This window comes from Streptomyces sp. NPDC038280 (assembly GCF_055600045.1).
On record NZ_JBVJYZ010000003.1, the window covers coordinates 272,085 to 293,367 of the forward strand.

The 21,283-nt window shown below is 71.7% G+C and carries 18 protein-coding genes; 7 read left to right on the forward strand and 11 right to left on the reverse strand.

Features of this window, described 5'->3' with window-relative positions; translation table 11 throughout:
* Positions 1-22: 22 nt before the first annotated feature.
* Both ACZ7J0_RS09590 and ACZ7J0_RS09595 read right to left on the reverse strand, forming a co-directional pair.
* On the reverse strand, positions 23-1,585 hold the full coding sequence (locus ACZ7J0_RS09590) for a DUF4139 domain-containing protein (RefSeq protein WP_470885610.1): 1,563 nt from the start codon (positions 1,583-1,585) through the stop codon (positions 23-25).
* Between the two features lie 8 nt (positions 1,586-1,593).
* A complete protein-coding gene (locus ACZ7J0_RS09595) occupies positions 1,594-3,690 on the reverse strand; it encodes a DUF4139 domain-containing protein (RefSeq protein WP_470885612.1) in 2,097 nt (698 codons plus the stop codon).
* Positions 3,691-3,794: 104 nt separating this feature from the next.
* On the opposite strand from ACZ7J0_RS09595, the gene ACZ7J0_RS09600 reads away from it, so the two are divergent.
* A complete protein-coding gene (locus ACZ7J0_RS09600; protein ID WP_470885613.1) occupies positions 3,795-4,148 on the forward strand; it encodes an MmcQ/YjbR family DNA-binding protein in 354 nt (117 codons plus the stop codon).
* 109 nt (positions 4,149-4,257) lie between these two features.
* On the opposite strand, the gene ACZ7J0_RS09605 is transcribed toward ACZ7J0_RS09600, so the two are convergent.
* Both ACZ7J0_RS09605 and ACZ7J0_RS09610 read right to left on the reverse strand, forming a co-directional pair.
* Positions 4,258-6,513 (reverse strand): ATP-binding SpoIIE family protein phosphatase, encoded by a 2,256-nt coding sequence (locus ACZ7J0_RS09605; RefSeq protein WP_470885615.1) that lies wholly within the window; start codon positions 6,511-6,513, stop codon positions 4,258-4,260.
* Positions 6,514-6,621: 108 nt separating this feature from the next.
* Positions 6,622-7,257 (reverse strand): TetR/AcrR family transcriptional regulator, encoded by a 636-nt coding sequence (locus ACZ7J0_RS09610; RefSeq protein ID WP_470885617.1) that lies wholly within the window; start codon positions 7,255-7,257, stop codon positions 6,622-6,624.
* A 134-nt stretch (positions 7,258-7,391) separates the two neighbouring features.
* Here ACZ7J0_RS09610 and ACZ7J0_RS09615 point away from each other — a divergent pair, with 134 nt between their 5' ends.
* Genes ACZ7J0_RS09615 through mhpA form a run of 3 tightly spaced genes read left to right on the forward strand, consistent with a single transcriptional unit; the run spans position 7,392 to position 11,079 of the window.
* The gene (locus ACZ7J0_RS09615) at positions 7,392-8,534 is read left to right on the forward strand and encodes a VOC family protein (RefSeq protein WP_470885620.1); all 1,143 of its coding nucleotides are present in this window, start codon (positions 7,392-7,394) and stop codon (positions 8,532-8,534) included.
* Positions 8,531-9,493 carry a fumarylacetoacetate hydrolase family protein gene (locus ACZ7J0_RS09620; protein ID WP_470885622.1) on the forward strand — a complete coding sequence of 321 codons (963 nt, stop codon included), beginning with the start codon at positions 8,531-8,533 and terminating at the stop codon, positions 9,491-9,493. The genes ACZ7J0_RS09615 and ACZ7J0_RS09620 overlap by 4 nt, the downstream gene beginning before the upstream one ends.
* Positions 9,490-11,079 carry a bifunctional 3-(3-hydroxy-phenyl)propionate/3-hydroxycinnamic acid hydroxylase MhpA gene (mhpA, locus tag ACZ7J0_RS09625; protein WP_470885624.1) on the forward strand — a complete coding sequence of 530 codons (1,590 nt, stop codon included), beginning with the start codon at positions 9,490-9,492 and terminating at the stop codon, positions 11,077-11,079. Before ACZ7J0_RS09620 ends, mhpA begins: the two co-directional genes overlap by 4 nt.
* A gap of 101 nt (positions 11,080-11,180) precedes the next feature.
* On the opposite strand, the gene ACZ7J0_RS09630 is transcribed toward mhpA, so the two are convergent.
* The 7 genes from ACZ7J0_RS09630 to ACZ7J0_RS09660 form a co-directional block, all read right to left on the reverse strand.
* Positions 11,181-11,942 carry an SDR family NAD(P)-dependent oxidoreductase gene (locus ACZ7J0_RS09630; protein WP_470885626.1) on the reverse strand — a complete coding sequence of 254 codons (762 nt, stop codon included), beginning with the start codon at positions 11,940-11,942 and terminating at the stop codon, positions 11,181-11,183.
* Between the two features lie 332 nt (positions 11,943-12,274).
* Positions 12,275-12,844, reverse strand: a complete 570-nt coding sequence (locus ACZ7J0_RS09635; RefSeq protein ID WP_470885628.1) for a DinB family protein — start codon at positions 12,842-12,844, stop codon at positions 12,275-12,277.
* A 62-nt stretch (positions 12,845-12,906) separates the two neighbouring features.
* Positions 12,907-15,000, reverse strand: coding sequence for a caspase, EACC1-associated type (locus ACZ7J0_RS09640; RefSeq protein ID WP_470885630.1), 2,094 nt, complete (start codon positions 14,998-15,000; stop codon positions 12,907-12,909).
* A gap of 11 nt (positions 15,001-15,011) precedes the next feature.
* Positions 15,012-15,365 carry an effector-associated constant component EACC1 gene (locus tag ACZ7J0_RS09645; protein WP_470885632.1) on the reverse strand — a complete coding sequence of 118 codons (354 nt, stop codon included), beginning with the start codon at positions 15,363-15,365 and terminating at the stop codon, positions 15,012-15,014.
* A gap of 270 nt (positions 15,366-15,635) precedes the next feature.
* A complete protein-coding gene (locus tag ACZ7J0_RS09650; protein ID WP_470885634.1) occupies positions 15,636-16,142 on the reverse strand; it encodes a DUF6114 domain-containing protein in 507 nt (168 codons plus the stop codon).
* A 2-nt stretch (positions 16,143-16,144) separates the two neighbouring features.
* Entirely contained in the window at positions 16,145-16,801 is a 657-nt protein-coding gene (locus ACZ7J0_RS09655; protein WP_470885636.1) for a DUF6230 family protein, read from the reverse strand.
* A 199-nt stretch (positions 16,802-17,000) separates the two neighbouring features.
* Positions 17,001-17,675 carry a TetR/AcrR family transcriptional regulator gene (locus ACZ7J0_RS09660; RefSeq protein ID WP_470885638.1) on the reverse strand — a complete coding sequence of 225 codons (675 nt, stop codon included), beginning with the start codon at positions 17,673-17,675 and terminating at the stop codon, positions 17,001-17,003.
* A gap of 369 nt (positions 17,676-18,044) precedes the next feature.
* On the opposite strand from ACZ7J0_RS09660, the gene ACZ7J0_RS09665 reads away from it, so the two are divergent.
* The 3 genes from ACZ7J0_RS09665 to ACZ7J0_RS09675 all read left to right on the forward strand — a co-directional run bounded on the left by ACZ7J0_RS09665 (position 18,045) and on the right by ACZ7J0_RS09675 (position 21,281).
* Complete coding sequence (locus ACZ7J0_RS09665) at positions 18,045-18,698, forward strand: Tat pathway signal sequence domain protein (RefSeq protein WP_470885640.1); 654 nt, start codon at positions 18,045-18,047, stop codon at positions 18,696-18,698.
* Between the two features lie 331 nt (positions 18,699-19,029).
* Positions 19,030-20,289, forward strand: coding sequence for a serine hydrolase domain-containing protein (locus ACZ7J0_RS09670; RefSeq protein WP_470885642.1), 1,260 nt, complete (start codon positions 19,030-19,032; stop codon positions 20,287-20,289).
* 119 nt (positions 20,290-20,408) lie between these two features.
* Positions 20,409-21,281 (forward strand): DUF72 domain-containing protein, encoded by an 873-nt coding sequence (locus ACZ7J0_RS09675; RefSeq protein WP_470886045.1) that lies wholly within the window; start codon positions 20,409-20,411, stop codon positions 21,279-21,281.
* Positions 21,282-21,283 lie beyond the last annotated feature (2 nt).

Consider the following 21,283-nt stretch of genomic DNA (forward strand, 5'->3'; position numbering starts at 1 on the left):
GGCAGCCCGCGGCCCGGGGAGCTCACAGCCCGGCGACCTTGGAGCTTGCCGACAGTTCGTAGACCAGGGTGACCGTACGGCGGCTGCCGGGTGGGAGGCTGATGTCCCAGCGGGCGATGCCTTCGGCGTCGAGCCTGTCGGGCGCCGGGGAGCAGGCTTCCTCGCGCAGCCGTACCTCCACCGCGGAGACCTCGGAGACCGGAATCCGCTCCCGGAGGGCGACCACCCGTTCGCCGTGCTCGCCGGGAGCGGAGAACCGGGACAGGTGCAGCCGGACCGTGCGAGTGACCACGGTCCGCTGGGTGATTCCGGTGGTCTCGCGGGACTCCTCGGCATGCCGGACCACCCGATGGTCGTCGCAGCTGCCGAAGGCGAGCTCGACGGGCGCGCCGGGGGCGGCGAAGTCCAGCGTGCCGCTGCCGCTGAAACCACCGCCGCGCACCAGGTCCACGGGCCCGGCGAGCAGCGCGTGCCCGGACAGGTTGTCGAACCGCGTCACCTGGGTGACCAGCGGGGACAGCTCGGGTGAGCAGGCGTACTCGCTGCTCGCGGCCGTGGTGAAGGCGGAGAGCGGCACCCGGTGGGCTCGGCCGTCCCCGGGCACCGAGACCGGCCCGGGGGAGTGCAGCACCCGCGCCTCGCCGCCGTCGTCCACTCCCGGCAGGCCGAGCACCGGGACCGGGCCGAGGTCCCCGATCTCCTCCTCGCGCAGCTCGACGTCGACCGTGCGGCGCTCCGCGGCGGAGCGGTCCTTGAGCGTCAGCCGGTCCTCAACCAACCGCGGAGGATCGCCGGCCAGCGCCGACCGGGCCGTCGACAACGTCAGCCGTACGTCCGACCAGTCCTCGCCGGTGCGCTGCCAGACCATCGCGTCGGTCTCCAGCGTCAGGGAGTCCCCGTCGAGCTCGGCCCGGTAGGCGGGCCGCCACAGCGCACACGGGGTGAGGTGGCTGAGGCGCAGCCCGACCGGGCCGGCGATCGCGGACTCCACGGTCAGCTCGATGTGGCCGATCAGCTCGGTGGGCTCCCCCTCGGAGAGGTCCATGGCCCGCTGGGTCTCCCCGAGTTCGGCGGCGAGGCCGGTCAGCCGGGCCTCCACGACGCGGAGTCGCTCGCCGTACGCGTCGCGCTCGCCGTCCACGCGGTCCAGTTCGCGGGCCCAGCGCGGGCCTTCGGCCTCCCCGGAGCCGGCGCCTTCGCCGATCTCCCGCAGCAGATCGGCGGCGAGGCGGCCGAGCAGGTCGAGGCGGGCACGCAGCCGGTCGCGCTGCCGCCCAAGGGCGAGCCGCTCCTCCTCGAGGGTGTGCACGCGGTGGCGCAGGGCGGAGTCGTCGTCGGCGCGCGGGAGCGGCCCGCGCGGCGTCCAGCTGCGCACGATCCGCACGTCGAGCACGGTCGCGGGGTGATCGGCGGTCAGCTCGGCATGGAGGGTACGGTCGACGGCCAGCGCACTGACCGGCCCGAGGCGCAGCCGCTGGATCCCGGCTTCCAGGTCGAGCACGATGGCGCGCTCGACGTGGGCGCGATCCTCCAGGCAGGTGACGGCGGTGACGGGGAGAGCGATCGGATGCGAGGCCGTGGACATGGCGTGTGTCAGCTCCTGCGGTTGCCGTCGACCAGGGCCTTGCCGGCCGGGATGCGGATCTCGTAGCCGCCGTCGAGGGCGGCGGTGCCGCCGGCGGGCAGGTCCACCCGCCAGACGCGCGTGCCCGGGGCATGGTGCTCGGGCCCCGCGCCGTCCTCGGGTGTCGTCCAGTCGGCCCGTTCCTCGATCCGGACGTCCGGTTCGGAGGTGACCGGGACCCGCTCGCGGACCTCGACGGTGACGGGCTTCGCGAGACGGTTGGCCAGCTCCACGTGGACGCGGTGGTCGAGCACGGTGGTGCTGTTGCGCAGGCCCGAGGTCGACTCCCGCAGGTTCGTACGGCGGGTGACCCGGATGCCCTCGGCCGGCCCGAGCCCCACCCGGCGGACGCCGCCGGGGGCGAGCGTGGGCAGTGCGGCGGTCAGCAGGAAGTCGTCGTCGACGGTGACTTCCACCGCGCCGGCCAGCAGCGCCTGGTCGGTGGCGTTGGAGAGGACCAGCGTCGCGTACACCGTCTGCTCCACGGACGGCACGCAGAGGTACTCGGTGCGCAGACCGACCGGGATCTCGCCGACGGTGACGGTGTGCCAGGTGCCGTCCGACGGGATGTCGGCGCGGGCGGTGGCGTCGAAGCGGTGGTCGAAGGAACCCGCCGACTCGCGGGGGCGCACGGCGTGCCCGGGCAGCGGCAGCGCGGCCACCGCTTCGGCGCGGCGGCGGTACTCGTCCGCCACCGGGTCGAAGGGAGAGTCCGGAAACAGTCGGCCTCTGCGACCGCCCTGCTCGTCGGGGCCGCACAGGACGAGGGCGGCGTAGTCGAGCTCGGCGCCGCTCGGCCGCGGCGGACCGGACACCGGTGCCGGGGGCGGTTGGGGTGGCGGCGCAGCCCGGCCGGGAGCCGCGGGTGCCATGGCCGCGGGGGCCGCGACGGGCCTGCCGCCGGTACGCGGCCTGCCGCTGCCGGGGGGCGACGGGGCCGGCTGCCGGAGGTCGGTCGTCCCGCCGCCGAAGGCCGGGAAGGCGCCGTCCGTCCCGCCGGGCACGGGGAGCGGGGCTGGCGGCCCGCCGTAGCCCTGTGTTGCCGGCGGAAGTGGCGGCGGCGGCAGTGGAACGGGACCGGAGGGTGCGGCCCCGGGCGCGGAACCGAACCCGACGGCCGCGGGTGCGGCGCCTGTGGCAGGGCGGGGCCCCGCGGCGTCGTACCCGGCGAACAGGTCGGCGAGCCCCGCAGGGGGCTCGCGCCAGCCGGAAGGCGCGGGGGCGGGCTGACGGCGTCCGATCCGGATCGAGCGGAGCTTCGGCAGGTCGGTGCGGCGCCGCAGGTCGGCCGTGGCCAGGGCGATGCGCACGCCCGTCCAGTCCTCGCCGGTGCGCTGGGCGACCGAGGCGCGCAGCATCAGACGGCCGCTGTCGTCGCCCTGACGGTGGGTGAGACGGTAGGCCGGCACCCAGACGGCGCCCGGCACCCCGTACTCCAGCTCCAGCTCGACCTCCGCGCCGCCGGGGCCGTCGAGGGTCAGCATCGCGGACACCGTGATCTCCACGTGCGCTGACGGTGCGTCGCTGGAGGCGCGGGCGAGCCTGTCCTCGGCGACGGTGTACTCGTGCTCGGCGCGGCGCAGCGCCTCCTCCAGTTCGACGAGGCGGGTGTGCAGTCCCGTCAGCCGCTCGTCGACGAAGTCGGCGAGCTCCAGCCACGCGTCGACCGGCGTGCGGCGGTGCGGGTCCTCGCGCCTGCGGGTCGGTGGAATCGGGTGCAGAGCCCTGACCTCCTCGATCAGGCTCAGCTGTCGGTCCCGGCGTCCCGCTGCCGCCGCGTACTCGTCGCGCAGCCGCTCGACCTCGCGCCGCAACTCGTCGGGCGCGCCCGTGCCGTGCGGTTCGGCCTCGACCCGCACGCGTGCCTCGGTGACGCGCACCCCGGGGGCGCGCAGGACACGGGCCCGCAGTGAGCCCGGGTCCAGCGAGCGGGGCAGCCCGGTCACCCGTACCCGGCCGTCCGGCGGCACGTCACCCCGGACCAGTCGGCGGCAGATCGCTCCTTGCGCGTACACCACGACCGAGTCGAGGGTCGACTCCCACCTCTGTGCTGTGCCAGCCGTCATGTGCTCCGCCCCCCGCAGCGTCCGTGCTGAGCGAAGCCTACGCGCGAGGAGTCCGCGCGCACACGTCGATCACCGATGTCAGTGGCCTGTCGTACGGTCGCGGGGTGTGCACTTCCGACGAAGTCCGTGAACTCGCCCTCGCCCTGCCGGAGACGGCCGAGAAGGAGGCCTGGTCCATGCCCACTTTCCGCGTCCGCGGGAAGATGTTCCTGACGCTGCCCGACGAGGAGACGTCGATGGCCGTGCGCTGCCCGAAGGAGGAGCGCGACGAACTGGTCCTCGCCGAGCCCGAGAAGTTCTGGGTCGCGGACCACGAGGCCGCCTTCGCCTGGGTGCGGGTGCGTCTGGCCGCCCTCGACGACGCGGACGAGCTCCGTGCGATCGTCGTCGACTCATGGCGCCAGGCGGCTCCGCCCGGACTGCTGCAGGCCCACCCCGAACTGACGCCCCCGGCGTAGAGGGGTCTCCGCCGTGTGGCGGCCGACGCCTCGGAGTCCGGATGTCCGGCCGCCGGGGGAGCGGCGTCGAGATCCGCCACGGCGCAGGACGGGTCATCGGGGAGCGGGGCTACGGCTCCATGGGGTCCCCTGCCGGGGACTCGGCGGATTGGTTCAACTCGGCCCAGACCGTCTTGCCGTGTCGGGCGTGGCGCGTTCCCCAGCGCTCGGAGAGCTGGGCGACCAGGAGCAGGCCGCGGCCGCCCTCGTCGTAGACGCGGGCCCGGCGCAGGTGGGGGGTGGTGCTGCTGGTGTCGGAGACCTCGCACATGAGGGTGCGGTCACGGATGAGGCGCAGGCGGATGGGGGGTCGGCCATAGCGGATGGCATTGGTGACCAGTTCGCTGACCACCAGTTCGGCGGTGAAATCGATCTCCCGCAGCCCCCAGGTGCTGAGTTGCGCGGAAACGCTCGCCCGGGCCCGGGAGACGGCGGCGGGGTCGGCGTCCAGGTCCCAGGTGGCGACCTGGTCGGCGCCGAGGGCGTGGGTGCGGGCCAGGAGGAGGGCGACGTCGTCGTCCGGCCGGGCCGGCAGCAGAGCGGCGAGTACGGTGTCGCAGGCGGCTTCCAGGGAGGCGGCGGGCCGGGCCAGGGCCTCGCGCAACAGGGCGAGAGCGGCGTCGACGTCGTGTCCGCGGGCCGCGATCAGGCCGTCGGTGTAGAGGGCGAGGAGGCTGCCTTCGGGCAGGTCCACCTCCGCCGCTTCGAACGGCAGGCCGCCCAGGCCCAGCGGCGGGCCCGGGGGCAGGTCGAGGAGGTCCACCGTTCCGTTCCGGGTGGCCACGGCGGGTAGCACATGCCCCGCTCGGGCGAGGGCGCACCGGCGGGAGACGGGGTCGTAGACGGCGTACAGGCAGGTGGCACCGATGTTCCCGGCGGCATCCGGATCGGGGGCGGCGGAGGCTTCGGCGGACAGGCGGATGACGACGTCGTCGAGGTACGTGAGGAGTTCTTCGGGGGGCAGGTCGATGTCGGCGAGGGTGCGTACGGCGGTCCGCAGCCGGCCCATGGTGGCGGCGGCGTGGATGCCGTGGCCGACCACGTCTCCCACGACGAGGGCGACCCGGGCGCCGGACAGCGGGATGACGTCGTACCAGTCGCCGCCCACACCGGCCTCGCCGCCGGCGGGCAGATAACGGCAGGCGACCTCCACGGCCGACTGCTCCGCGGTGTGCTGGGGGAGCAGACTGCGTTGCAGGGTGAGGGCGGCGGCTCGTGCGTGCGTGTACCGGCGGGCGTTGTCGACGGCGACCGCCGCCCTGGCGGCGATCTCCTGGGCGAGGAGCAGATCCTCGTCGTCGAAGAGGTCGGGGGTGCGGTGGCGGATGAACTGCGCGACGCCCAGGGTGCGGCCCCTGGCGCGCAGCGGCACCACCAGGGTCGAGTGGATCCGGTCGGTGTCGGCGGTGCGGCCCCCATTCGGGGGCGCAGCCGAACCGCCGTCGAAGTGGTGCCGGGAGGGCTGACCGGTGAGCAGTGCGAGAGCCGGCGGGGAACCGCCGGGAAAGGTGTGGAGCTGCTGCGGCCGGATCGCCGTTTCCGAGTCGTCGTCCACCGCTGACCGCCGGGCGGCCCGCCGAAGGACGAGAGGACCGTCCACCGAGGAGCCGTCGACCGCGGTGCCGTCCGCCTGGGCGCTGTCCAGCGGGGCGCCCTCTACCGAGGAGTCGTCGACGGGCGTGCCGTCCCCCGGGGCGCCCTCGCCGCGGAGCGCCGAGTCGAGCAGGTCGACGGTGACGAGGTCGGCGAAGTGCGCGGCGGCGAGGTCCGCCAGCTCCTGGGTGGTGCGGGCGATGTCCAGCGTGGTGCCGATGCGCATGCTCGCCTCGTTCACGATCGACAGCCGCCACTGCAGCCGCCGGTCCCGCTCCTTCTGGTAGGCCACCAAGCCGTGCTCCGACATGCTGTCGACGTACCCGGCAGCCGTCGCGGTCAGCTCGCGCGCGGCCACGCTGATCAGTTCGGCATCGCTGGTCAGCCGGGGCATCTCCTGGAGCACCCGGTCGACGATGACCCCCTGCGCGATCCGGAAGGCCCGCAGCATCACGCTGACGGGCGTCCCGTGCCGAGCGAGCCGACGCGCGCGCTCCAGGGCGGCGGCCGGCGTCTCGACCCGGCTCGGCTCGATGCCGCGTTCGAGTCCGGCCAGGGCGGCGAGCACATGCTCGGCGATGTTCTCCGCTGTCATGCGGGTGATGTCCGAGTCTTCCCCCACTGCGGGGACCCCACGCCGCAGGGACTGCTGCACGTCATGGATCAGCTGATCAGCTCGCAGGCTGACCTCACGCGCGGCACGGGACACCAGACTCTCCGCAGTGAAGTCCACAAGGACGACGTTACGCCGCGCCGGCGCGAGCGCATCGCCGGAACGCGCGCAGGCCGACGCACTGGGGACACCTCCTTCGGCGCGGATCCAGGGGCGGTCCCGGCCTCGTCAATCGAGGTCGGGCAGCGGGCGCCGGGCGACCTCGCGGGCATCGTCCGGTGGAACGCCCAGCATGCGCAGGACCATCTCGGCCAGGTTCGCCGCCGCCTCGTCGCCGTCCAGGTCGGGGCGGGCGAACCTCAGCTCCACCAAGGACAGCAGCGCCCCGCCGAGCGCCGACAGGGCCACGGTCCGGTCGATCGGAGCGAAGCGGCCGGAGGCGACGCCGACGTCCAGATCGCGCCGTGCCCGGGGAGCGAGGCCCCGGTCGGCGTGGATGTGGCCGAGTCCGCGGTGGCGCAGTACCTGCATGAGTTCCGGATGGGAGTCCGCCATCCGGGCGCTCAGCCGGAAGCCTGCCGCCAAGAGTTCCGCCGGGTCGTCGATCCCGCCGAGGAGCGTGTCGAAGGCCTGGCCGAACTCCTCCAGCGCGTCCGTCACCGCCGCGTCGAACAGCTCCGTCTTCGACTCGAAGTGGTTGTAGAAGGAGCCGAAGCCGACGTCCGCGCGCTCCGCGATGGCTTGGATGCTGGCGCTGGTGTCCCCCGTCTCGGCGAGGATCTGCCGGGCCGCGCGGACGAGCGCCTGGCGGGTCTCGGCGCGACGCCGCTCGAACCGGTTGCTGGGCGGGGCTGACGTAGGCATGCGAAGAGTCTAGACGCGGGGACGACGCGGATCGCAGTTCTGATGATTCCATCAATTAGCCCGGGGAGCCCTTGACCGTGCGGCCATCAAAGTTGATGATTTCGTCATTGACGGCACTGTCGCTCGGAGGGCACATGTCTGAAACCCGCGACGGTATCGCCGTCGCCACGCCTCACCAGGACCTTCACAGTGACCAGGGCGCCCTGCGCGGTGAGCACCCGGGCCGGTCGCGGAATCCCGTGATCAAGGTGGCGGACCTGGCCTGGCTGGAGTTCGAGAAACCAGATCTGGCCCGGGCCGAGGTCTTCGCCCGCGACTTCGGGTTCGGAATCGTCTCCCGCACCGAGCGGGAGCTGTGGCTGCGAGGCACCTTCGCCGGCTCGCCCTGCATGGTGATCCGCAGGGGGCGTACGTCCCGCTTCGTCGGCCCTGCGTTCCGCGCGGCCGAGCGGGCCGACCTCGACCGCCTGGCACGCTCCACCGGCACGTCCGTACGCGACGCCGACGTCCCCGGCGGGGGCCGTGTGATCGACCTGCTCGACCCCTCGGGCTTTCCGGTCCGGGTCGTGCACTGCGGTGAACCGCTGCCGGCGCTGCCGGAACAGCAGCCGCTGGTGCTGAACTCCGGCACGGATCACCGTCGTACGAACGCCGTGCAGCGCCCGCCGCGCGAGCCGTCCCGCATCCAGCGCCTGGGACATGTGGTGCTGGAGACCCGGGTCTTCGCCCGCGCCCTGGACTGGTACCTCGACACGCTCGGCATGATCGTGTCCGACTTCCTGTTCCTGGACGGGCAGCGCGAGCGCGGCCCGACGATGGCGTTCATCCGCTGCGACCAGGGCGCCTCGGCCGTCGACCACCACACCCTGGCCATGCACCTGGGGCCGGGCACCGGCTACGTCCACTCCGCCTACCAGGTCACCGATCTCGACGCGATCGCCGCCGGCGGCGCGTACCTGGGCGAGCGGGGCTACGAGCGCAGCTGGGGGATCGGCCGGCACCTCCAGGGCAGCCAGCTCTTCGACTACTGGCGTGACACGGACCGCTTCATGCTGGAGCACTTCGCGGACGGCGACCTCTTCTCCAGCGACGTCGAGCCGGGCTGGGCGCCGATGTCGGCGAGCGGCCTGGCCCAGTGGGGGCCGCCGGTCACCCGCGACTTCCTCGGCGCCCGTCCGTCCCCCGCCAAGGTCCGCGAGGTCGTGAAGGCCCTGCGCGGCGAGAACGAACTCGATCCCGCCCGACTGCTGGGCCTGATGAAAGCGATGAACTCATGAGCACCAATGTCCTGCGCACCGCGGACGGCTGGTGGGTGGTGCGCGAGGAGCGCGCCGTACCCGTCGACACCAAGGCCGTCACCACCGCCGGCCTTCTCACCGACCGGGGCGCCGTGCGGGAGGCCGCCGTCTCCACGCAGACGGGTACGCCCGTCGCCGATCTGGTCGCGCTCTCCCCGGTGACCACGCCCTGCCGGGTGGTGGCGCAGATGGTCAACTACCGTAGTCACGCCCGCGATTCCGGCTTCACCGGTGACATCCCGCCCGCCTTCTTCCGCAAGGCGTCCGGCTCGGTCACCGGAGCGGCCGACTTCCTCGTCCGTCCGCCCCACGTGAAGTTCCTGGACTACGAGATCGAACTCGGCCTGGTCATGGGCGCGTCGCTGCCCGTCGGCACCGTCGTCGGGGAGCAGGACCTGCCCTCGTACGTCGCCGGGCTCGTCATCACCAATGACGTCAGCGCCCGCGACATCCAGCTGACCAGGACGCAGTTCTACGAGAGCAAGTCCTACCCGACCTTCACGCCGACCGGGCCCTACCTGGCCCTGCTGGAGCCGGAGGACTTCGTCCATTTCCTCGACCTGCGGCTGACGTTGTCGGTCAACGGGGAGCTGCGCCAGGACCGCACGGTGGCCGACATGATCGTCCGACCGGCTCAGGCGCTGACCCTGCTCGCCCGGTTCCAGCGGCTCGACGCGGGTGACCTGCTGCTGACCGGCACCCCCGGCGGCACGGCCCTGAAGGCCCCGCCCAAGCCGGTCGAGAAGATCGCCGGACTGCTCCCGCCCGCCGTGAAGTGGAGGGCGTTCTTCAAGAGCCAGGCCAAGAACCCGCACTACCTCCACGAGGGCGATGTCGTGACCGCGACCATCGCCACGCCGGACGGACGGATCGACCTGGGCCGCCAGCGCACGCCCGTCTCCGGCCCCGAACCGATCCGAGAGGTGGGCCGCCCGTGACCACGGCACCACGGAACACTGCGTCCGAGTCCGCGCAGCGGGTACCCGTCGTGATCATCGGAGCCGGACCCGTCGGGGTCGCCGCCGCCCTCCTCCTCGCCCGCCGCGGAGTCCGTACCGTCGTCCTCGAACGCCACCGGGACGTGTACCCCCTGCCGCGTGCCGTCGCCATGGACGACGAGGCGCGCCGGATCCTCCAAGCCGCGGGAGTCCACGAGGAGTTCGCCGCGGTCACCCGAGCCGCCAAGGGCCTGCGGCTGCTCGACGCCCGGCATCGCGTGTTCGCCGAATTCCAGCGCTCCCCGCAGGGACACCACGGCTTCCCCGAGACCAGCATGTTCGACCAACCCGAGCTGGAGCGGCTGCTTCGCGCTGCTCTGGCCCGGCGTCCTGAGTGCGAGCTGCGGGGCGGGGTCGAAGTGACCGGCGTCGAGCAGGACGCCGGCGGCCCCGCCCGTGTGACCTACCGCGACGACGACGGTGAGCACGTGCTGTCGGCTGACGCGGTCCTCGGCTGCGACGGCGCGGGCAGCCGCACCCGCGATGCCATCGGCGCCATGTGGGAGGACCTGCGCTTCGAGGAGCACTGGACCGTCGTCGACGTGCGCACCAGCGCGCCGGTCCGTTGCTGGGAGGGCGTCGACCAGGTCTGCGATCCGTACCGGCCGGCCACCTTCATGCGCATCGGCGAGGACCGCTACCGCTGGGAGTTCCGGCTGCGGGAGACGGAGGAGCTCGATGACGAGCGACTGCGTGAACTGGTCGCCCCTTGGGTGGACACCTCACACGGCGACTTCCACGTGATCCGGCAGGCCAGGTACACGTTCCGGGCCCGTGTCGCCGACCGCTGGCGCCGGGGCCGGATCTTCCTGCTCGGCGACGCCGCGCACCTCACCCCGCCGTTCGTGGGGCAGGGGCTCTGCTCAGGTCTGCGCGACGCCTACAACCTGACCTGGAAGCTGGCCCGCGTCCTCCAACAGGGCGCCAATGAGGGCCTGTTGGACAACTACGAGAGCGAACGCAAGCCGCACGCACGTCAGGTGATCCGCCTCGCGGTCGCGACCGGCTGGGCCATGACCGGTGGCCAGGACGGCGCCGCCGCACTGCGCCGCACGGCCGTGGGCGCGGCCTGCCGGATACCCGGCGTGACGCGTCTGGCGGGCCGCGACCTCAGCCGTGCGCTGTCCCCCGGCCCACTGGTACGGCGCAGTCGCCTGGGAGGCACGCTCTGTCCGCAGCCCTGGGTCACAGCGGGCGGGAGACGGGTCCGTCTGGACGACATCCTCGGCGATTCCTTCGCCGTCCTGACCGCCGTACCCCTCACGCCTTCGCTGCGCGCGCTCGCAGCGGGACTCGGAGCCCGGGTGGTGGATGTGCGGGAGGTCGGCGACGACGGCACTCTCGCCGCCTGGTTGCGCCGAGGCCGTGCGGACGCGGCGCTGCTGCGCCCCGACCGCGTCGTCGTGGACGTCCTTCCCACGGGGGGCGGCGACTTCGAGGGCACCGCTGCCTGGGCGCCCCTGCTGTGCACGACCCGCCGTCCCGCGGCCGCCCCGCCGACGGGCCGGACCACGTCCCCCCGTTGACGAGGCCACACGAGCCCTCCCGGGGCCTCGGTTCCGGAGGGTGTTCCCCGCGGGGGGAGGCTGACCGCGGGGCAGTACTCCGATGCCCGCACGCGCTCGCGTCACGGCCCGATTCGCTCGACCTCGTTCGGATCGATGCGCAGGGCTGATCCGCTTTCGAAGGGCGTATCGGATGCCAGTAGGCCGACGACGACCTCCGCCACTCGGTCGGGCGAGGTGACCTGTCGGCTCGGACAGATCATCTCGGCGAGTGCTGTCTTGGGGGCGCCTGCCATCTGCGAGATACGGTCGATCATGGGGGTGTCGACAACGGCCGGACAGATGGCGAAGACCGAGATCCCCTGCTCGGCAAGTTCGGCGGCCGCCGAACGGGCGAGGCTCACCAGGGCAGCCTTGCTGGCCGCGTAGGGTGCGGCGCCAGGCATGGGAATCATCCCGAGCCAGGAGCTGCTGTTCACGATCACCGACCCGGACGCCATGCGTGGCGCGGCGTGTTTCATACACAGGAACGCGCCTTTGACGTTCACGTCCAGCACCGCATCGACGACGTCGGCGGACCAGGCGGCCATCGGCCCCGCAGTGCCCTCGATCCCGGCGTTGTTGAAGAGGAAGTCCAGACGCCCGAAGCGTTGGACGGTGGCCTCGACGACCGCCTCGACCGAGGGCTCCTCGGTCACGTCCATGTGGTGGAACGCGGCTCGCGCGCCGCCGAGACCGGCAACGACGTCCTCGCCCCGTTCCCGGTTTCTGGACGCCATCATGACGCTGCAGCCCTCGGCCAGCAGCCGCCGAACCGTGGCGAGCCCGATGCCGGTGGCGCCGCCGGTCACCAGGGCGACCTTCGATTGGAGCCTGTTGTCCATCTCAGCCCTCACAGTCCGGTGCCGGTGCCGGTGCCGGTGCCGGCAGGAGTGACGCTCGGCCGCACCGTCCGCTCGTCGGCTCAGGTCCGTTAGCGGGCCCCATCCGGGCTCGGATCGGCGGAGCGCACGCCGCAGGCTGCTCACGACTCACTATTGAGCCGCGCCACGGCTCCCGCGACCCGGGAGCCCGCGCCCGGCAGCCATCCGGAGTAGGCAGGTCAACAGACCGTGCGGTACGGGTCCGGCTGGATGGTGAGGAGCATCCGAGTCGAACGGTCGTCCACCGCGCTCCTGCGTGCGCCTCCGGCGGCCGGTGCGGCCGCCGGATCTCGTTACTGGCCCACCCGTCCGTCGATGCACTCGCGCAACAGGTCGGCGTGCCCGCAGTGACGGGCGTACTCCTCGATCCTGTGCACCATCAACTCCCGCACCGCGATCCCCTCCTTGCCCAGGCGCTCGCTCAGATCCGGGTGCTCGGCCAGCGCGGCGTCGGTCGCGGCCTGCTCGCGCGCCAGAGCGGAGTACGCGGCGTCGACCACGGCCTGGTCGGCGACAGCTCCTTCGAAGTCCCCGTCATTCTCGCCGTACAGCTTCGGTAGCGGATCACCGTCACTGATCCAGTTCTGCCAGTCCCGCTCCACTTCGACGAGGTGCCGAAGCAGGCCGAGCAGCGACATCGTCGACGGCGGAACCGACCGACGGGCCAGTTGCTCCGCGTCCAGGCCCTCGCACTTCATCCGCAGGGTCATGCGGTAGTCCGTCAGGAAGTCCAGCAGCGTCGCCAGCTCGCCGTCCGGACTGTTTCCTCCGCTGTTGCGGGGGTCGTCGTCCGGGTCGGCCCACATGTCGGGGTAGACGCTTGCCTGGGTCCATCGTGCGGGTTGGTCGCTCATGGGTCGCATGGTCGTCCGTGAGGGCCCGAACCTGCCAGCGATTTTCCATCCGTTGAGCAGGTCAGGCGCGATTACTCGTCCTGGTGAACCAGCTCGTGCAACTGCCTACCGGTCGCCACATCCCATACCCGAGCCCTTCCGTCGTCCCCCGCGCTCGCGGCGGTCTTCCCGTCGGGGCTGAACGCCACGGCTTGGACATCGTCCGTGTGACGACCGAGTACGCGCAGCTGTTTGCCGGATCGGGGATCCCACAGCCGCACCGTGTGGTCGTGGCCGCCGCTGAGCAGAAGGCCGTCCTTGCTGAAACCTACGGTGTTCACCCAGGTGGTGTGCCCCACCAGTTTGCGGTACGGCTTGAGGGTGCCCGTTTCCCACAGCCGAATCTCGTTGCCAATGCTGGCGATGGCGAGAAGCTTCCCATCCGGACTGAAAGTCACCTGGAGCGGAAACATGACCTTCAGGTTGTAGGCCGCTCTTCCCGTGGTCAGGTCGGAGACCTGGACGATGTCCTTCTCGTCCCCTCCCGCGCTCGCGAACAGCTTTCCGTTCGGACTGAACGCCACGCTCATGACCTCGCCGACATGGCCCTTGAGGTTGGTCAGGTGCTGCCGGGTTTCCGCGTTCCACAGCTGCACTGTGCCGTTGTCGCCACCTGTGGCGAGCCTCTTGGAATCAAGGCTCAGCGCCGCGGCGTTGACGTTCTCGTCGCTGATGTGCGGAAGATCGCTGCCCATAGTGCCTTTCAGCACGTCTCCGAATTGCACGCCGGAGTCGTCGAGTCCGATGACGGCCCTTCCACCGGGGCCGAACGCCAGGCACTCAGAGGGACATTCCGAGCTGGACTCGGGCTTGGTGTTCGAGCCCGCGCGGGAAAGGTTCCATCGCCATACTTTGCCGTATGTGCTGGTGAACAGGGTCTTCCCATCGGCGCTGAAGGCCACGAGCCTCACCGAGGGGTACTCGGGTTCGGACGCCGGCTCGACCTTTGCCGCGCCCACCGGGGGGCCACTTCCCGCCGCGGTCAGGAGTAAGGGCAGGAGCACGGCGGCAAGCCGGGCGCGGGGACCCCGGCGCAGGCGCCTTCGGAGAGACACCAGGTGCCGGAGCTGAGGCCGGCGCAGACGCCGACGCGCGGGCACGGGGGCAGGAGCGGGGGCGGTAGCCAGGTCCGTGCCGGGACCGCTGTCACTCCCGTCGGGACCGCCGTCACCCCCGTCGGGATGGGCCAGGAGGAGGGCACGCGCGGCCTGGGCCACCGCGGGGGTGTCCTCATCGGCGACTTGCGCGAGCGTCTTCCGGGCGGTGACGGCGCGGGACGGATCTCCGCCCGCCAGCCACTCACCCAGGGCAGCCACCGCGCCCTTCCGGATGGCCGGGTACGGGCTGTCCAGGCCGATGCGCACCGATTCCGGCAGGGGTGCCGGGACGACGGGCGCCGGCGTGAAGGCGGCGTTGCGTGCGAAGGCCATCCGGCCCACGCGATTGCGGTCCAGGGACTGCGGCTCGGGCCGCCCCCGGCTCATCAGCAGACCGTGCAGGCGCTGGTAGACGGTGTCCAGATCCAGCAGCTCGGCCGCGTCGGCGACACCCGTGCGCAGGACGTCCGTGAGTGCCGTGGTGAAGGCGGTGAGCGGATCCCCCGGAGGGGCGAGGGCCACCGCGGTCTCGGCGGCGGCAGCGATGACGAATGTGCCGTCGACTTCCGCGAGATCGACGACCTTGCCCGACTGAGGGCCGAAGGCGCGGGCGCTGTAGCAGCAGTCGAGGATCACGATCCTTCGGCCGGCCGGGCTGTCCCGCACCGCACGCCTGATCCACTCGTACGGGACGGCCGTGTCGTACACGGATGCCGGATCGCTGTCCGGTACCGCCACGTAGAGGCTTCCACGGGGACCGAGCAGCCCGTGTCCGGCGTAGTACACCAGCAGGGTGTCGGTGGCGGCCGCCGCGGACTCGCGCACCAGCTTGGAAGCGGCTCCTGGGGTGGCGGGGTTCAGTAGCTCCTTGCAGTTCTCCCGCGGCATGCCCCATTGGGACGCGAGCAGTCCGGCGAGGGCGCTCATGTTGCCGTTCACGGCGGGGAGATCTTCGAGGGAGGTGAACCGACTGGCGCCGATGAGTACGGCGCGGGAACGTGACGGGTCCGGAAGCCTGTCCAGGGCCATAGGCGACTTCTTCAGGACTCGGGGTCGATCAGCCGCCGCAGCAGCCGCTGTGCCTGTTCCGGATCGGTTCCGGAGATGGTCACCTTCGTACCGTCGGGGCGTTCGACGGTGACGGCCGGCCGCCGCGGGCCCGTCGCCCGCCAGGTGGCCAGGCTCACTCCGAGGGACGCCGTGCTGAAGCCGCTGCTCAGCACGAGGGAGACGATGTCGACGACCGCGGACTGCTGGCCGGCGGCCGGGGTCTTCCTCGAGGCGAGTTGCGGGAGCGCCGTCCGCCGGATCGACCTGTCGGCGGTCAACCAGGCGTGCAGGGAGCGGAGTTCTTCCTCGTCCGGCTCGTCTCCCACACTCATTGTCAAGCGCATGCGTCCCCCTGGGTGTTCGTGGTGACTGGCACCAAGAAGTCCCCCAGCGTAGAGGCTTGGCCATGGCCGAAGGTAGCGGTTCGTCGCAACGGGTAGTGGCGAACTGGTGTGTCGCCGCGGCCCGTTCGGGGTGTGACGGCCGTCCGCCCGTCATGGGGCCGCCGCCTTGGTTCTCGCCGGCCGCGTCGGCCGTGGATGCTGTGGTCGGAGCCCGTCCCGGGCGGGACGGGGCTCCGACCGAAGAGCCGCGAGGGCTCGTCCCGTGACCCGCTACGCGGGCTTCCGGCGTCGCGCGCCGAGGAACCGCCGACGGCGCCCTGGCTGGTCGGGGAGCCAGCCGAAGGCCAGCGAGCTGCCCACGAGCCCGAGGAGCATCCCGACGAAGAACCCGCCGAGGTTCGAGGTGACCCAGCTCGCGAGTGAGGCCAGTACGGCGATGATCGAGTAGAACAGCCGCTGGCGTGGGTTGAGGACGATGAGTCCCCCGCACACGATCATGACCACCGGCAGGACATAGCCCACCAGACTGTCGGCCCCCGCCGTCAGGATCACGGAGACGCTCGCCCGCTGTGTGAGGAGGATCTCCGCGCCGCCGAGGATGATTACGAGACCGGCACCGAACGGGCGGCGGTGACGCCATCGGCGGAACGCTCTCCCGGAGCGCCGGCCGCCGGAGGGTGACTGGACGGCTTCCGCCCGTTCGGCAGGCCCGTCGGGTCGGCTCGTCCGGCCTTCCGCCCCGCCCGCGCCGACCGCCTCGCCCGTCCCGGAGGCCATGGTCAGCAGCCCTCGGAGCTGAAGCTCATGTGCAGGTCGGGCAGCGTGAACCGGGTGGCGGTGGTGGCGTAGTTGGTCTGACGTACGTTCTTGATGGTGACGGTGTCGGCCTGCTGGCCGAAGACGCCGAGCGGACCCTTGACGGGAGGTTTCTCGAAGGTACTGGCGTCTCCGCCGATCTCGATGTTGTCGAACGCGGCCAGCTTGCCGGAGATCTCGGTGGAGTCGGTGGTCAGGCCCGACGCCTTGACCGATGTGCCCTTGTTGCCCGCGGTGATGTGCAGGAAGGTGCCGCCGAGCTCCACGCTCTGGCACAGGTTGGTCAGCTTCGCCTCTCGGATCGCGGTGACGATGACCAGGACCTGCCCGCCGGTGTCACCGGCGTTCGGGCTGCCCTCGGCCATGTTGTCGAGCGCTCCGAACTGGCCGAAGCCCCGCCCCTCCAGGGTGTCGGCGGTCACGGTGAACGGCATTCCGGAGATGGCGAACTGGGCGGCGAGAGCCCCCTGGGCGGTGAGGACGACGAGTGTCGCGGCGAGGGCGAAGGCGGGCGCGCCCATCAGGGCGGCGCGACGGTAGCGGACTCGTCCTCTGCGCCCGGCATCGTCGTCCGCGGCTGAGGAAGAGGTGGTGCCTGCGGGTCCTTCGGACAGGGCCATGAGGTGCTCCTGACATAAGTGAGGAAACAGACCTGTGGCGGCGATGTCCTGGCGCGGACGGTTCCCCAAGCTGCCTGGGTCTTCCTCGACTCACGCCGAGGCGGCCGTGCCGCAGGGAACTCCCTGGAACGTACGCCCGTCGTTACTGCCCGGTCAACTACCGTGCGGTAGAAGGATGTTGCGGCACGGTAAGCACTGGTCACGGCCGTGAGAACGGCGATACCACGATGTGCACCAGGACACCCAGCAGCTGAGGAAGCTCCCGAGTTCGGCCTTCGTCGACCGCGCGGTGCACCGCCGCGTGTACGGCCCCGACGACGGTGTCCACCAGTTCCCCCTTCGGCACCCCGGGCGGTGCGGGCGGGGCATCGGCGAAGAAGCGGCGGAATCTGGCCAGAAGTGCGGCGCGGGCCCGGCGCCCGGCGGGACCCATCGACTCGATCTCGACGACCAGGGTCGCGAACGCGGGAGTCTCCGACAGCAGCGCGAGCATCACCCGCAGCCCTGCCCGCACGGCCGCCGGCCAGGCCGTGGCGCCGCCGGCCGTGTCGTACGCCTGCTGCATGGCCCGGACGACCACCTGGGTGCCGCCGTGATAGGCGGCCAGTACCGCGTCCTCCTTGCCGGTGAACAGCGTGTAGAACACCGGCCGGGTCACCCCCGCGGCACGGCAGATGTCGCTGATCCGGGCTCCGCCGTAGCCATTGGCCGCGACGGTGCGGGCCACGCCGTCCAGCAGCCGGTCCCGCTGCCGGGATGCCACCTGTTCGGGCGTCAGCCGACGCGGCCCCGGACGCAGTGAGCGTTCCGGCTCGCGGCCCGTGCGGGCGCCCGGCAGGATCTGCCTCTCCTCGGCCGGGTGAGCACCCTTCATCGGCCACATCCTCCCAGGGCTGTTGACGTCACATACTCGACAGGTTTACAACCCTGATGGGTTTTCCTCTCACGTGTTCGATGGTGCGGCTCCCAGGGACGGGGCCCGAACCACCGCGCACGGCACCGAGTATCACGCTCATCAGTGTCCCGCGACACCGCTACCGCTGATCCGTGGCGCCGGATCGGCCCCTCGGCGGTTGCGCACTGCCTCGACCCTCGCGCGAGCCGTTCCCCGTTGTCATCACCCCACGCCCGTCGGCCTCCAGCGGCGGACGTCGCTGGGCGCTGCCCGGGCGATGCGTCCCACATCACCCGGGCCGAGTCGACTTCTCCCCACCCTCACCGCCGGACGAAAGGAACCCCCACCATGAACAAGCGTGCCCTCTTAGCCACTGCCGGTGCCGCGCTCGCCGCCGTACTGGCGACCACGTCCTCGGCCACTGCCGCCGGCAGCGTCCTCACCACCGGCAGCGCGGGTGGCACGGCCGTCGGTGTCGGCGACGTGCTGACCGCCTCCCTGACCTCGGGCAGTACGGCCAAGATCGCCACCACCTCCGGTGGAAGCACCGGCATCACCTGCAACTCCTCGGCGTTCTCGGCCACCGTCACCGCCAACCCGGCGGCGCCCGGCACCGCCACGGAGACGCTCACGTCCCACACGCTGACCAACTGCACCACCAACATCTTCGGGGCGACCGGGGTGCAGAGCATCACGGTCAACAACCTCCCGTACGCCACGGCCGTCAGCTCCGGAGGCAGCCTCACGGTGACGGCTGGCAGCGCCGGACCCATCCAGACCACGCTGAAGATCAACACCATCCTGGGCGTGACGACCTGCGTGTACCGGGCCGGCAGCCTGACCGCTTCCGCGTCCAACGCGGACAACTCGGTCGCCTTCGCCAACCAGCTGTTCACCAAGGCCAGCGGCCCGGGCACCTGTCCGGCCAACGGCTACTTCACGGCGAAGTACGCCCCCGTGAAGGACTCGACGCAGGCCGGCCGGCCGGTCTTCGTCAACTGAGCGAACTCCACGGCACGCGCTTCCCGGACCGGTCCCGGCACCGAGGAGCGCGTGCGGTGGATGCTTCCACCTCGACGCTCCTCGCGCCATCGGACTTACTCGCCTCGACGCTCCATCCCGGCGCGGCGTCGCTCACTCGCCGGACCCCTCGGAAGGGCGCCCTCCGGAACCCCCGCCCCGTGTCAGGAACCGATCTCGCACGTTGGCACTCATGATCCATGGGTCCGGGGGACGGCACGCAAGGGCGGCCGAGCCTTCCGGGGAGTCCTCACGGCTCAGCACAGACCGTGCGCCGTGTCGAACCACTCGAGGAAGAAGTCGAGGAATCAACGTGTCCCTGTCGTCACACCGACGCCTGGCCGTGAGCGCGCTGTTGGTCGCCGCACTCGCCAGCGGTGTCGCCCCCGCCACCAGCGCGTTCGCCGCAACGGCCGGCCCCTCCGCCCCCTCCGCTCCTGTCGCCGCTTCCGCTCCCGCCCCGGACATGGAGGGCGTGACCGCCGCGCTGAACGCCGCCATGGCCAACGGCGCACCGGGCGCCATGGCCCGGTACTACGGCCCCGGTGGCGTGCGGACGCGGGCCGTCGGAGTCCGCGACCGCGTCTCGGGAGCGGCGATGGACACCCGGGCGCGCTTCCGGATCGGCAGCGTCAGCAAGACCTTCTCCACCGTGGTGCTCCTTCAGCTCGTGCAGGAGGGCAAGGTGGAGCTCGACGCTCCGGTGAACCGCTACCTGCCCGGTCTGCTGCCCGACGAGCGCATCACGGTGCGCCATCTGCTCACCCACCGCAGCGGGTTGGCGGACTACACCGACGCCATGTTCGCCCAGACGGTGCCCGGCTTCGAGGCCGTACGGAACCGCGTGTTCAGCTATCAGGAGCTGGTGAAGCTCTCCCTGAGCGAGCCGCGTACGACCGAGCCCGGCGTGGCCTACAAGTACTCGAACGCCAACTTCGTGGTGGTCGGGATGCTCATCGAGAAGACCACCGGCAGGCCGGTGGCCAAGGAGTACCAGCGCCGCATCTTCAAGCCGCTGGGGCTGCGGAACACGTCGTACGTGCATCCCGACACCCGGATCAAGGGACTGCACGTACGCGGCTATCTGCACCCCGACGAGGAGGGCGCGCCGCTCGTGGACTCCACCGAGCAGACCGTGTCCTGGGCGCAGTCCGCCGGGGCCGTCATCTCCAGTCAGGCCGATCTGAACAAGTTCATGACCGCGTTGATGAAGGGGAAGCTGCTGTCGCCGGCGATGCTCGACGCCATGACCACGGTCACCCCGACGGACGCCACCAACACCCGCTTCTACGGGCTCGGCCTGCGCCGCTACAACTTGTCCTGCGGCACGCAGGTATACGGTCACACCGGCACCGTGCAGGGGTTCTACACCTACGCCTTCTCGACCCGGGACGGCCGGCGTAGCCTCTCCGCGATGGCGAACACCTCGAACCACGGTGCCGCCAACACGGCGCTCGGCGGAACGCTGGAGGCCGCGTTCTGCGGCAAGAAGCCCGCCGTGGCACCGTCGTCGCCCGCGGCGCGCGGGTTCTCGGCTCTGCCGGCGGAGGCCGACCTGCCCGAGCGCCGCTGACGAGTCCCGCGTAACGAGACCTGGGTGGGGCTCGCCGCCACGAGCCTCACCCCCTCCCACGCGGTCCAACTGACCGTGCCCTCAGCGGGTACACGGGCGCCATGAGTGGGACTGGCGCGATGGGCGAGATTCGGATCGGTACGTGTTCCTGGACCGACAAGGCACTTGTGGGCAGCGGGTGGTACCCGCCGGAGCGGCGCGACGCCGAGGGACGCCTGCGGTACTACGCCGAGCGGTTCTCCGTCGTGGAGGTCGACGCGACCTACTACGCGCTCCCCAGCCTGCGGAACAGCTCGCTGTGGGTGGAACGCACCCCGCCCGGCTTCCGCTTCGACGTCAAGGCGTTCTCCGCGCTGACGGGCCACCCCACGCGGGCGGCCGCCCTGCCCGCCGACCTCCGGGGTCACGGCAGCGGCGATCCGGGCTTCCTCGACGAGGTCTGGCACCGTTTCAGCGGCGCCCTGCGGCCGTTGCGGGAGGGGGACCGGTTGGGCACCCTGCTGTTCCAGTTCCCTCCGTGGTTCGCCCCCGGCGCCCGGGCGGAAACTTTCCTCCACCGCACCAGGAAACGCGCCGCAGAGTGGCCCGTGGCCGTGGAGTTCAGGCACCCGGACTGGTGGCGGGCGGACCAGCGGGACCGTACGACCGCCCTGGTGAAGGACCTGGACGCCACCGCCGTGGCCGTTGACATGACCCAGACGCTGCCGACCTCCATACCCCCGGTCACGCCGGTCGCCTCCGAAGAGCTCGCGGTGGTGCGCTTCCACGGCCGCAGCATCGCCTGGGGGACCGGAAGCAAGGAGGACCGCTTCCGTCACACGTACACCGAGGAGGAGTTGAAGGAATGGCTGCCTCGTCTGGGCTCCCTGGCGGAACAGGTCGACCAGCTGCACGTCCTGTTCAACAACTGCTGTGCCGATGCCGCCGTACGCGCCGCCGGGACCCTGCGGCACCTGATGGCTCCTGACGGGCATCGGCGGGGCGTGGCGTGAGC